Raw genomic sequence first — 12,433 nt, 5'->3', positions numbered from 1 at the left:
CGCGTCAGCAAACGATCAGCGGGTGGGGTGCACGACAAACCGCACGATGGTGGGGGCGTGAATAGCAGTGTCTTCCATCGCGTACCTCCTTCTGTGGCTGTTTGTCGGAGCAGCGAATGTAGCGGGCTTGCCGTGCGCTGTGAAGTGGCGTGTGGTTTTTAGCGCATCCTCATTTGCGCATGCTGTGCACGAGCGAAGCCACCGCGGAAGACACGACGACAGCCGCCAGGAAGCCGCCCCATCCGCTCTTGCGCCGCAGGAAGTTGCTGATGAACACGCCGCCCGTGAGCAGCCAGATGAGCGGGCTGGAGCCGGCCAGGAAGGTCGTGACCACGTACAGCGCCTGGAACATCATGCTGGCGATCCAGCCGATGTGGGAGAGGGCGCCCGGCGCGGCGGGCGTCGATGTCGTGGCCGCAGGCTGTGCTGCTGGCGCCTGCTGAGTCTGCGCAGGCCGCGCCACGGCCGGCGGTGCGGCTTGTGCCCGGGCCGCCTCGCGCTGTGCCTTCTTCTCTTCGGCGATCTGCTCGGCGGTCTTCTCCAGAATTGGCGCTGGTGCCTGCGCGGGTTGCCACCATTCGGGCCAAGGCGCCTGCCCCGCGGCGGACTGCTTGCGGAACTGGCCTGCCGGCAGGCTGCGTTGCGACGGTTGCGTCTGCTGCACGGCCGGCGCGGTCGCCTTGCCGTCGCCATGCTTCGCAGCCAGCGCGCGAACGCGTTCCACATAAGGGGCGCCGCGCGCAGCATCGGTCATCGCGATGAAGTTGGCGTAGCCGCGCAGCGCACCGATCACGTCGCTGTTGCCGTTCCACCGCAGCCCCTGCGGTCCACGGCTTTCGGCCTGGTGCAGCACGGCGCGGAAGCGGCGCATCGTGTCGCGGTCGAGCGAGAGCTTGTCGTTCACCACGATGCCCGTCACATGCTGCTGCCGGTGCCGGCGCATCACTTGCTGCTTGTCGGGATGCACCGTGAGGCCTTCGCTGGCCACGATCTGCTTTACGCGCCACAGCAGCTTGGCTGTGTCGCGGCTGTGCGCGGGGCCGGCCGAGAAGCTCAGGTCGTCCGCATAGCGCGTGTAGCGAAAGCCGAGCTTGGCGGCGCTCGCGGCCAGCCGCGCGTCGAGGCGGCGGCACAGCAGGTTGGTCAGCATGGGGCTGGTCGGCGCGCCTTGCGGCAGCACGCGCTCGCCGCGCGCCACGAAGTAGCGGCGGCCGTCGAGCTGCACTTCGTCGGTAGGTGCCTCGGTGCACACCAGCGCAAGAAGGCTCGCCACTTGCGACGAATAGCCGAGCTGGCGGAACACGCCGCGCACGCGGCGCATGCCGATGGACGGAAAGAAGTCTTTCAGGTCGAGGTTGATCACCACGTCCTGCCCCACGTGAGGCGCGGCGTTGGTGAGGATCGAGCGGCCCGGCAGGAAGCCGTGCACCGCGTCGTGCACAGGCATCTTCGCGAGGATGTTGTCGAGCACCCAGTACTGCGCGCGCTTCATGCGCGGCATGGGCGCGGAAATGTGGCGTTCGCCGCCGCTCTTCTTGGCGATGGTGAAGCGCTGGTAGTGGCTCACGTTCGCCACGTCGCGGTGCCAGGCCAGGAAGCGCAGTTCGCCCAGGCCGATGCCCATCGCCTGCGCGAGATCGCCCGCGTGGTGCAGCGCGGGCAGGGCGTTGCGTGCCAGCACCTCTGCGTCGCTTTGCGCCTCGCCAAGGCCGCCCGACACACCTTCGCCCACGTACAGCAATTCGCGCTGGCGCCGCTCGTGCCAGGCGATCGCGCGCGCATGGCGGTCTTGTGCAAGGCGCTGGCGGGTTTCTTCGCGACGCTCGCGGGCCTTGGCCATGCGTTCCTTGCGCATGGTCTTCAGGGCCTTGTCGCGGTCCTCGATGCCGCGCAACTCGTCGCCCAGCTTGCTCAGTGCGGCTTGCAGTTCGCCTTCGCGGCGGATCAGTTGCACTTCGACCGTGGGCTGCGCCGCCTCCTGCGGCCAGAAGCCCAGGCGCTGCATTTCCTCGAGGATCACTTCCTGCTTCGATCCCTTGCGGATGCGCTCGTAGAGCTGCTCGCGCGTGAGTGCCGAATCGGGGATGGAAGATGCGGGGGGAGACTGCATGGTCATGGCGCTTCGCCACCGGCCGATGCACTGCAGAAGAAAAAATTGCGAACGAAGCGGGAATCTCGTCGAAGAGCCTCGGGACTGGAGGGCTCCACTCGACGCCGTAGGTGCACGGTGGCGCCGATGAGCTTCGAGGAAGCCGCACTGTTGTCGCGCCACCGTGCACCTACGGCACAGTGAAGAGACGTCCAGTGACGCTTGGGAAGTGCTGTGTGCGAGGGTGGCGATACGCCAACCGGATTGCAAGAGCCTTCCCGCTCCGTTCGCAAAAAGCAGTGTATCAGCCGATGCGGGCGGTCCTTTCCTGATCTGTCGTCGTTGTCGTTGCGTTCTGGACTGCGGTCGTGGCCGGCGAGGCCGACAGGCGCAGCGCGAGCATGTGCTCGCACGGCCCCTTGGTCATGCGGTGGCGCACGAAGTGGCTGCACTGGCATTCGCCCGACGCCACGCGCTGGTCGGTGTCGAGCTGCAGGCTCACCTGGTACTCGCGCTGGCCGGAGACGCTCTTGCACTTGCCGCTCAGCGCCAGGCCGCCGTCGGGCCGCGCCTGCGTCTTCACGTTGGCGATGCGGCGCGCGCGCACCAGTTCGGCGGCGGCCTCTTCCTCGGGGCTGGCGTAGCGCAGCTTGTCCATGGGCAGCGGCTCGCGGCTGAGTTCGCGCAGGCGCCACACGCCGTGGGCCAGGTCGTACACGACGCGGCCGGCCTGCACATAGCCGCCGAGCGCGGCATCGACCGTGAGGGTCGACAGCCCCGTGGCTGCGGCCAGTTCGGCGGTGGTGGCGCGCCAGCGTTCGCCCAGCGCCGCGAACACGCGCAGCTGGGTGTCGTGGTCGACCGTGTGGCGCGGCTGCAGCAGCTCGAAGTGGCCGTTGCGCGACCAGTCGTTGGCGGTCCAGCCCGAAAGGCCGAGCGTGAATTCCATGTCTGGCAACTGCGCCACCCAGAAGCTGGGCATGCCCGTGCCCAGCAGGTGCACGGTGAAGCCCTGCGCCACCGGCACCAGGCGTTCGAGCTGCAACAGCCGGCGCCGGCCCCACACGCGGATGTCGATGTCGGAGGTGGCGCTGTGCGTGGAGCGCGGGCACACCAGCTCGTGCCCCCAGGGCTCGAACAGGATGCGCACCGGCTGCCCCGGCCGCAGGATGAAGCGCAGCGAGCGCGGGCCCACGCGCTCCTTGCGCCGGCGCAGCACGAGGCAGATGTTGTGCACGTCCATCGGGTGCAACTGCAGCCGCTGCGCGGGCAGCAGCATCGCGCTGCTCACCTGCAGGAAGCCGCGCACCCAGCTGTCGGGCACGTCGATCTTCGGCTCGTGGAAGGCCGGGTCGTTGTCGCTCTGCACCTGGAAGCCGCCGGGGTCGATGGCCAGCCGCGTGGTCTTGTAGTCGCGGATCTTCTGGAACTCGTCGTACAGCGATTCCGAGTAGTCGACGTTGGTGGTGCCGAAGGCGTGGTCGCTCACCCGGTCGAAGACGTCGTGGCTGCACGAGAACATGCCGTAGCTCGACTCGTCCTGGCTGAAGCATTCGAAGAACACGCGGTCGGGGTGAACCGTGATCACCGGGTCGAGCACGAACCACGCTTCGCGATTGACCTTGTAGATGTGGTCGAAGTAGCTCTTCTGCGCGCGCAGGAAGGGCTGCAGCACGGCCGACTTGCGCTTGCGCAGCTCGGCCAGCTCGTCGCGAAGGGGCGCCATCTGCGCCTTCAGTTCGTCGCTGCGCGTCATGAACTGGGCGAGCAGTTCGCCTTCCTGCCCGGCCAGCCATTCGAGGTACGCGCTCTTGTCGCGCGGCTGGAAGCGCAGGTCGCCCACCACCACGTCGTGCAGGGCCGACATGCCCTCGCGGAACGGCAGGTGGCGGTTGATGTCGGCCACGAAGTGAACCGGCGCGCGAAGCGTGTCGGGCGCGAACTGCAGCGCGGTGCTGTCGGCCGTGTGCTGCGCGCCCGAGTGGCCGAAGTAGCGGTACTGGAATCTCATGCGGCGCTTCCTCCGCCCGGTGCGGCAGGCAGCGCGCGGCGCGGCGCGACGCTGCGTACCGGGGCGGTCTGCAGGGGGTTGTCGAGGTCGGGGAACTGCGACTGGATGCCGCGCAGCCCCGCCACGTATTGCGCGCGCTCGGTGATGGCTCCGGTGACGGCCTGCCGTGCGAACACGCGGGCGACGATGCGCGCGATATCTTCCGAATGCGCCGCCTGCGCCGCCAGGAACTGCATGACGCGCGCCTTGGCCAGCCGTCCGCGGTTGGCCTGCGACAGCACGCTCAGGAAGTAGGGCTCCAGCCGCGCGAGCACGTCGGGCTTCTGCCCGGCGGCCGAGGCCAGCCAGTTGGTCACGAACAGCTGCATGCCGGGCGACGGATGCTGGCTCAGCTGCAGCATGTAGGTGGTGACATCGGTCACGTCGAAATGCGTGGTGAGCAGTTCGCGGCCCAGCCGCTGCGCGCCCGCGTCTTTGTGGTCGCACAGGCGAACCAGCAGCGCGGGCGTCCACTGCGGCGCGCTGCCCTGCGCGCCGAACCACTGGCGGGCCCAGTCGCGTGCGTCGTCCCAGCGGCTGTCGAACATGCGCAGCGCGTCGCCGAGATTGGCCAGCGTGCGCTCCGGCTGCGCGGCGAGCTGGTCCATGGCCCAGCGGCGCGCGGCGGCGGTGTCGACGAGGCCGAGGCTCGCGGTCTGCAGCACGTCGAAGCCCTGCGGGTCCTGCTGCGGCAGCAGCCATGCGCCGAGCTGCTGTGCGCCCTTGCTGCGCGCTTCGAGCAGGCGCAGCGTCACGGCGGGTTCGCCGCGGCGCGTGTGCTCGGCGAGCGGGCCGCGCAGCCATTGCAGCAGGGCGTCGAACACGCCCTCGGCGGCTTCGGCGCGGAACAGCTCGTCGCGCAGCATCGGCATCAGCGCCGCGCCGAAGGCCGGGTGCTGCGGCAGCAACTGCGCGAGCTTGGGCGCCACGGCCGCGCGAACCGGCGCCATCGGACTCGCGCAAAAGGCCGCGAACAGCTCGGGCTGGCCGAGCAGCGTGTCGTCGGGCAATGCGGTGAAGAGCCGTACGCCCGCGCCGCGCAGGCGCGCATCGTCGGACTGCAGCAGACGGGTGAGCACGGCCACCGGCAGGCCTTGTACCGAGGCGGGGTGCAGCAGGAGCCATTCGGCCGCTGTCGCCACCACCTCGGCCGCGGGGTGGTCGAAGAGCGCAAGCAGTTCCGGCAGCGGCGCCTTGGCTGCCGCGGTTTGCAGCAGGCCTTGCAAGGCCCACTGGATGTTCTCGCAGATGGCGGGCAGCTCGGGTGTTTCCGCATCGCTGGCCGAAAGCCACGCCAGCAACTGGACGCAGAGGGCATCGAGCGTGGAAAGGTTCGACGCCGCCGCCTGCAGGAGCAGCCGCGAGGCGCGGCGCACCTCGGCGTCGGCCGATGTCAGCAGCATCAGCAGGAGGTCGACCTGCTGGCTGTACAGGCCCGGATCGCGCGCGATGCACTCGAGCGCATAGGCTCGTGCCTCGGCGAGCGGGGAGCGCAGCAGCGCAGGCAGCCATTGCATGGGCGCGGTGCCCGCCGCGATGCGCTGGCGCGCGATGGCGAGCGCGAAACGCGCGGTGTCTTCCCAGCTGCTGGCGAGCAGGCCCCACACGGCGGGCGCGTCCAGCGCTTCGCAGAAGGGCTTGTTGTCTTGCAGGGCGCGGGCGGCAAAGGCATGCACAGCGGCGCAGCGGCCTTGTTGCATCAGTTGCAGCAGGGCTTGCGGATGGCGGTCCCAGCGTTCCGGCCAGGCTTCGGTGCGGTCGAGGCGTTGCGTGGGCAGCGGGCTGTGGCGGCGCCAGCGCAGGCCGCCGCGCTGGGCTTCCCATTCGGCGTCGTGGCGGTGCAGCAGTTGCATCAGCACCAGCCAGCTGCTGTAGGGGCCGGTGTGCCAGCGGCCGGGTTCCTCGCTCCAGCGCGGGTCGCGCTGCTGGCCGGCGGTGCCGGCTTCGGCATCGTCGGCGGCGAGCAGCACGCCCATGGCCAGCTGCAGCCAGCTGGCCTCGTCGGCCGTGCCCGCCAGCGCCAGCCGGCGCAGGCTGCGCCAGGTGCGGCGGCGCAGGTAGTCGCGTGTGCGCTGGCTGTAGGCCAGGCGGCTGTCGGGCCGCACGATTTCCTTCGCGATCTCGACATAGCGGCCGTTCGCCATCGCCCATCGCCCGCCGGAGCGGAAGGCCGCGCGCTGCGTTTCGAGACGCTGGTGCAGCACGCCGAGCAGCGCATAGTCGCCCGCGAACTCCGCGCCCTTGTAGAGCCGACGCCATGCGCGGAAACTGCCGGCCGCGAGCTGCAGCGTCCGAGCGATCTCGCGCAGCGCCGCGTGCACCAGGCTGTCGGCTGCGGGGCCTTCGAGCAACGACATGTCGAACAGCTGCTCGACCCACGCCGCGAATTTCAATCCGTTCCACAGCGCGGTGTCGGACAGGTGCTCGCGCAGGCGGGGCATGGCCTGTTCGAGCGGCAGCTCCAGCAGCCCGGCCCAGGCACGGCGCAGCGCGGCGGGCCAGTCGTCTGCAATGCGCGCCATTTCGCTGGCGCGCTGGTCCTGTGGCCACAGGCTCAATGCCGCCCAGCGAGCCGCGCGCGTGATCACCGGCGTGCGACCCCGCTGCGACAGCTCGCGCATCGCCTCGAAGGCGCCGCCGTCGCCGCAGCGGCCGATGGCCCAGGCAATGCAATAGTCGAGCATCGGCTCGCCGGTCTCGATGAGGTCTATGAGGCGCGGCACCGCGGCGGCCAGCCTGCGTTCGCCGATACGCCACACCACGCGGCTCTGGCGCACCGGCGGCAGCAGGCGCCAGGCGTCGGGGTGGAGGCTCGCGAGCAGCACGGCGTCGCCAGGATGCGCAAGTGCGGTGGGGGCCGGCAGTGCAGCCGGGGCACTTGCAAGCGGGGTGCCTTCGATCGTGTAGCCCTGCGCGATCTGCGCCGCCACGGCCTGCTCGAAGGCGGCGGTGGCGGCATCCAGCGGCAGCGGCGATGGCGTGTAGACCGTTTCCTTCCACTGCTGGCCGTCGCGGCTGGTGCTCACGTGCACCACGTGGCCCGGGGCTTGCGGCAAGGCAAACAGTTCCACCGTGCTGAAGCCGGTGGCGCCCAGCGCGCCCGGCTTCATGCGGATCAATTTCTCTGAGCGAATGCGCTTCACGCGGAGGCCTCCCTGCCTTCGGGTTGGATGCTTGTGCTTCTTGTGCCGCCGAGCATCTTAGCGGGCATGGACGCTCGCCGGCCGTGTGTAGCATGCTGCGCGACAGGCATCTTCTCCAACAGGCAGGCAAAGAGCGCGATGGCGAATACGGAACACTTACAACAGTCGAGTTTTCTCTACTTCACGGGGCAAGGGTCGGACAAGGTCTACCAGGTTCATCTGCGCCCGAAGGACGACGGCTGGGTCGTCGACTACGGCAACGGAAGGCGCGGCGGCACGCTCGCCACCGGCACCAAGACCAGCAGCCCGCTCGCCTACGAGGCGGCGCTGAAGATCTACGAAAAGGTGGTGAAGGAGAAGACCTCCAAGGGCTACACGCCCGACCAGTCCGGCGCGCTCTACACCTCGACCGAGCTTGCCGGCCGCGTGAGCGGCGAGCTGCCGCAGCTGCCCACGCTCATCCCTGAGGAACAGGTGGCGCGCTACCTCGACGACCCCGGCTGGGGCCTGCAGGAAAAGGCCGATGGCGAGAACCGCATCCTGCTGATCGAAGACGGCACGGTGCGCGGCACCAACCGGCGCGGGCTGTTCGTCGACATACCGCAGGCGTGGGTCGGCACCGCCGGCATGGCCGCCGGGCGCACGGTGATCGCGGGCGAGCACGTGGGCGACGCTTTCCTGGCCTTCGACCTGCTGGAGCTGGCCGGGCAGGACCTGCGCGGCGCGCCCTTCATCGAACGCTTCGGCCATCTGCGCAAGGCTGCGCCGTCGGTGCCGTGGATCACGGTGCTCGCGCTCGAGCTCGACGCCGAGGGCAAGCGCAGGCGCGCCGCCGAACTGCTGGCCGCGCACGGCGAAGGCTATGTGCTGAAGGCGCTCGACGCGCCGTTCGCCGCCGGCCGCAGCAGCGCCAGCCTGAAGTTCAAGTTCAACCAGAGCGCGACCTGCGAGGTGCTTCGCGTGAATGCGCAGCGCTCCGTGGCAGTGGGCCTGCGCGACGAGACCGGCGCGACGATCGACCTCGGCAACGTGACCGTGCCGCCCGGCGAAGCGCTGCCGGCCGTGGGCGCGCTGGTCGAGGTGCGCTACCTGTACCGCTATGCCGGCGGCAAGTTCGAGCAGCCCGTCTACAAGGGACAGCGGCCCGACATGACGCCGGCCGACGCCGTGCTTTCGCAAGTCACGCGCATCAAGGACCGCGGCGCCGCGCTCGAGGAAGACGGCGAGGCCTGAGGCGCGTCAGTCGAACGCCGCGCGCAGCCGGGCCGCGAGCCGGTTCGCCTCGATGGCGCTCGCGATGTTGGTGAAGCCCATCAGCAGCCCTTCGTCGCCGTTCGCCGCGATGCGCCGGCCCGACAACGGCTGGCAGTTCAGCCCGGCCTGCTGCGCGCGTCGGGCCAGTTCGGCATCGCCGTGGCCATGTCCGTCGAAGCGGGCGATCAGGTGCATGCCGCCGCTTTTCAGATCGATGCGAACCGCATGGCCGAAAGCCTTCAGCAACGCCGTGGCGAGCATGCTTCGTCGGCGCGCGTACAGCAGCCGCATCTTCTTCAGGTGGCGCGAGAAGTGGCCCTCGCGCATGAAGTCGGCCACGATGGCCTGTGTGAGCTGCGGGCTGCCGTTCGAGCCGATGCGCGCGGCTTCCTCGAAGCGCGCGCGCAATGACTCCGGCACCACCAGGTAGCCCAGCGCCAGCCCCGGGTAGAGCACCTTCGAGAAGCTGCCCGCATACAGCACGCGGTCGTTGCCGTCCAAGCTCTTGAGCGCCGGCAGCGGCGGACCGGCGTAGCGGTATTCGCCGTCGTAGTCGTCCTCGACGATCCAGGCATTCACCTTGGAAGCCCACTCAAGCAACTGCAGCCGCCGCGCCAGCGACATCGACACGCCCAGCGGCGCCTGGTGCGAGGGCGTGACGACAGCCATGCGCGCGGCCGGCGCCTTGCGCAGGCCGCGCGCGACGACCAGCCCCTCGTCGTCGACCGGCACGGGCACCGTGCGCTGGCCCGTGTGGCGCAGCACCTCCTGTGTCGGCGGAAAGCCCGGGTCTTCGATCCACACGCGGTCGTCCTTCTTCAGCAAGGTGCGCGCAACCAAAGCGAGCGAGGCGCGATAGCCCGCCGTCACCAGCACTTGCGAGGGATGGCAGGCCACGCCGCGCGACACCCGCAGGTAGGCCGCGATGGCCTCCCGCAGCGGCGCGAAGCCAGCGGGGTCGCCATAGAACATGTCGGCCGCGCCGGTCGCTCGCATGCGCCGCGCGGCCAGGCGCGACCACAGCTTGCGCGGGAAGGCGTCGAGCGACGGAATGCCGAGCTGCAGTGGCGGCGGCTCGCCCGGCTGCATGAGTCCGCCGATCGCGGCGGTCGTCTCGGCGCGCCGGGATTCACGTCGCGCCTGGCGCTGCGGCGGCAGCGACGGCGACACCACCGTGCCCGCCTGCCCGTGCGACGAGAGATAGCCTTCGCCGGCCAACTGGTTGTAGGCCGCCTCGACGGTGCCGCGCGCCACGCCCAGTTCGCTGGCGAGGCTGCGCGCCGACGCCACCCGGTCGCCGGGCCGCAGCGTGCCTTGCTCGATGGCGCTGCGGTAGCGCTCGTAGATCTGCCGGAACAGGGGCGTCGTCCTGGCGCGGTCGAGCGTCGGGATGTTGCCGGCGGGGGTGTTCTCGCTTGCCATCATGGCCCAGTCGTTTTGTGGATTCTTGGTTCTTTCGGGTGAGTCATCGTAGGCCTAAGCTCGTTCCATGAACAGCTTGAAGGAAGTCATGCGATGAGCGAGAAAGTATTTCTGGCGGGTGCGACCGGGGCCGTGGGCTCCGCGCTGATTCCGCTGCTGAGGAACGCGGGCTATGCCGTGTACGGCAGCACGCGGCGGGCCGGCCGGGCCGCAGAGCTGGAGGCGCGGGGTGTGCATCCGGTCGTCGTCGACGTGTTCGACGCGGCGGCCTTGAATGCGGCGCTCGTGCGCATCGCGCCCTGGGGCGTGGTCCACCAGCTCACCGATCTGCCGAAAGACCTCGACCCGAAGCGCATGGCCGAGGCCGCCGTGCTCAATGCGCGGGTGCGCACCGAAGGCACGCGCAACCTCGTGGCCGCCGCGACGGCGGCGGGTGCAAGGCGGCTGGTGGCACAAAGCATCGCCTGGGCCTATGCGCCCGGCGCGAAACCCTTCACCGAAGACATGCCGCTCGACCTGGACGCGGAGGACGCGCGCCGCGTCAGCGTCGACGGCGTCGCCGCGCTGGAGCAGGCAGTGCTGGGCGCGCGGGGCATGACGGCCACGGTGCTGCGCTACGGCCAGCTCTACGGACCGGGCACCTCGACCGCCGAGCCCAAGGGCGCGAGCCCGCTGCATGTCGAGGCTGCGGCCGTGGCGGCGCTGCTGGCATTGCAACGTTCGGAAGGCGGTGTCTTCAACGTTGCGGAGGACTGCGACGAAGTCAGCAGCGAGAAGGCGAAGCGGGCGCTGGGCTGGCGCGCGGATGCACGGCTGCCGCAAGAGGCAGTGCGATGAATGCGATGTCGCCTTTGCTGCGGCGGCACAGCGCGGCCCTCGGCTTCGGCGCGCTGGCCGTCGCCGCGGCGGGCTGGGCGCTGCTGCCGCACGCGGGCAGGCAGTCGGCCGCCCGGTTCATCGACGACATCTGCAGCACGGTGAGCCGGCCGATGTTCGCCTCGGCACCGCCAGTCGAGGGTTCGGGCGCGGCCGCGCGGCCGAGGACTTCGGTGAAGGTGATCTCGTGCGAGGCGCTGCCGCATGTGCCCGGCAAGTCCGTCACCACGGCCATCGTCGACTTCCCGCCGATGGCCTATTCGCCGGCCCACCGACATCCGGGTTCTGTGACCGCGATCATTCTCGAAGGCAGGGTGCGTTCGCAACTGGCCGGCACGCCGCCCGGCGACTACCGAAGCGGCGAGACCTTCTTCGAGCCGCCCGGCACGCTGCACCTGTTTGCCGAAAACCCCGATCCGGTGAGGCACGCGAAGCTGGTGTCGGTGTTCGTGACCGAGGCGAATTGCGGGCCGCTGGTGCTGCCGCCCTGAACGGCGGCGACGCCGCTCAGTCCTGCGCCTCGAATGCCGCGTGATACGCGACGGTGCCGGCAGGCATCGGCCCGCTGAAGCACAGCGCCTGGAAGTACTGTGGCGGCACACCCGGATACACCAATGCCGGCGTGGCCGCGAAGCCGAAGCGGCCGTAGTAGCCAGGATCGCCCAGCACCACGCAGCCGGCCGCACCGATGCCGCGCAGCGCGGCCAATGCCTCGTGCATGAGGCGCGAGCCGATGCCTTTTGCCTGGAGCGCCGGCGCCACGGAGATCGGGCCCAGCCCGTACCAGCCGGTCGTGCCGTCCGAAATGCGCACGGGCGACACCGCGACATGGCCGACGATCCGATCGCCGTCTTGCGCAACCAGCGAAACGCTCAGTTGCCCCGCGCGCCGCAGCGCGTTGACGATGAATTGCTCGGTATGGCTGGAGTGTGGCGCTTCCAGAAAGGCCGCGGCGGTCAATGCCTCGATGGCGTGCGCGTCGGATGGCGCTTCGTTTCTCATGTCGATCTTCATGGGCTCATTCTTCCCGTGTTCAGCGCACCCGGTCGCCGTCGCGCACCGATTCCACCGTGCCGTTGTAGAAGCGCACGATGCCCAGGAAGCTGCCCTGGCCGCGGTTGTACACCCAGTCTTCCATCGGCACGCATTGCTGCGTAAGCACCTGCTGCGCTGGGCCGCCGGGGTAGGGCGAAAGCACCCAGGCGACCTGCGGGCGCGGCACGCAGACGAATTCCTTGGACACCGGCTCGCCGCATTTCTGCACGACAGAGAACTTGGAGTCGCCCACGCCGGAGAGCATGCCGCCGCAGCTCAGCGACTGGGCGGATACGCCCGCGCCGTACAGGAGTGCGGCAATGCAGAAGAAGAGGGAGAAGGCGCTCGCGGCGGTGGTGCGCATGGGGTGCAGGGGAGGCTGTTCAGCCTGGGACTTTAGCCGCCGCCTGAAGTTCAGGGGCTTTTCCTTTTCCCTTTGCATGGCCCTTCGCGGCCCCGATGTCAATCGGACAATTCTTCCCGGGCACCTGCGATGACACCGAGCCCGCCGAAGCCTCGCGGTCTTCAGAATCCTGCGACGACCCGGGCCGCCAGAGCCTGCTG

At 69.6% G+C, this 12,433-nt stretch carries 9 protein-coding genes; 3 read left to right on the top strand and 6 right to left on the bottom strand.

What is annotated here, in order from left to right; all coding sequences use genetic code 11:
• Window positions 1–169 precede the first annotated feature (169 nt).
• The 3 genes from L3V85_RS21850 to L3V85_RS21840 form a co-directional block, all read right to left on the bottom strand.
• Window positions 170–2,110 carry a reverse transcriptase family protein gene (locus L3V85_RS21850; protein WP_237674797.1) on the bottom strand — a complete coding sequence of 647 codons (1,941 nt, stop codon included), beginning with the start codon at window positions 2,108–2,110 and terminating at the stop codon, window positions 170–172.
• A 283-nt stretch (window positions 2,111–2,393) separates the two neighbouring features.
• Window positions 2,394–4,100 (bottom strand): SWIM zinc finger family protein, encoded by a 1,707-nt coding sequence (locus L3V85_RS21845; protein ID WP_237674796.1) that lies wholly within the window; start codon window positions 4,098–4,100, stop codon window positions 2,394–2,396.
• Complete coding sequence (locus tag L3V85_RS21840) at window positions 4,097–7,282, bottom strand: hypothetical protein (RefSeq protein ID WP_237674795.1); 3,186 nt, start codon at window positions 7,280–7,282, stop codon at window positions 4,097–4,099. The genes L3V85_RS21845 and L3V85_RS21840 overlap by 4 nt, the downstream gene beginning before the upstream one ends.
• Before the next feature lie 138 nt (window positions 7,283–7,420).
• On the opposite strand from L3V85_RS21840, the gene L3V85_RS21835 reads away from it, so the two are divergent.
• Window positions 7,421–8,515 (top strand): ATP-dependent DNA ligase, encoded by a 1,095-nt coding sequence (locus L3V85_RS21835; protein WP_237674794.1) that lies wholly within the window; start codon window positions 7,421–7,423, stop codon window positions 8,513–8,515.
• Between the two features lie 6 nt (window positions 8,516–8,521).
• Here L3V85_RS21835 and L3V85_RS21830 read toward each other — a convergent pair whose 3' ends face one another.
• Window positions 8,522–9,958, bottom strand: coding sequence for a PLP-dependent aminotransferase family protein (locus tag L3V85_RS21830; RefSeq protein ID WP_295175969.1), 1,437 nt, complete (start codon window positions 9,956–9,958; stop codon window positions 8,522–8,524).
• Between the two features lie 93 nt (window positions 9,959–10,051).
• Here L3V85_RS21830 and L3V85_RS21825 point away from each other — a divergent pair, with 93 nt between their 5' ends.
• Window positions 10,052–10,795, top strand: a complete 744-nt coding sequence (locus tag L3V85_RS21825; RefSeq protein WP_237674792.1) for an NAD-dependent epimerase/dehydratase family protein — start codon at window positions 10,052–10,054, stop codon at window positions 10,793–10,795.
• Window positions 10,792–11,325, top strand: coding sequence for a cupin domain-containing protein (locus L3V85_RS21820; protein ID WP_237674791.1), 534 nt, complete (start codon window positions 10,792–10,794; stop codon window positions 11,323–11,325). Before L3V85_RS21825 ends, L3V85_RS21820 begins: the two co-directional genes overlap by 4 nt.
• Before the next feature lie 16 nt (window positions 11,326–11,341).
• On the opposite strand, the gene L3V85_RS21815 is transcribed toward L3V85_RS21820, so the two are convergent.
• Window positions 11,342–11,848 (bottom strand): GNAT family N-acetyltransferase, encoded by a 507-nt coding sequence (locus L3V85_RS21815; protein ID WP_237674790.1) that lies wholly within the window; start codon window positions 11,846–11,848, stop codon window positions 11,342–11,344.
• 19 nt (window positions 11,849–11,867) lie between these two features.
• Window positions 11,868–12,233, bottom strand: a complete 366-nt coding sequence (locus L3V85_RS21810) for a DUF2845 domain-containing protein (protein ID WP_237674789.1) — start codon at window positions 12,231–12,233, stop codon at window positions 11,868–11,870.
• Window positions 12,234–12,433: the final 200 nt, after the last annotated feature.

The organism is Variovorax paradoxus, assembly GCF_022009635.1.
Taxonomy (GTDB): Bacteria; Pseudomonadota; Gammaproteobacteria; order Burkholderiales; family Burkholderiaceae_C; genus Variovorax.
This window is presented reverse-complemented; position numbering and strand designations above follow the sequence as displayed.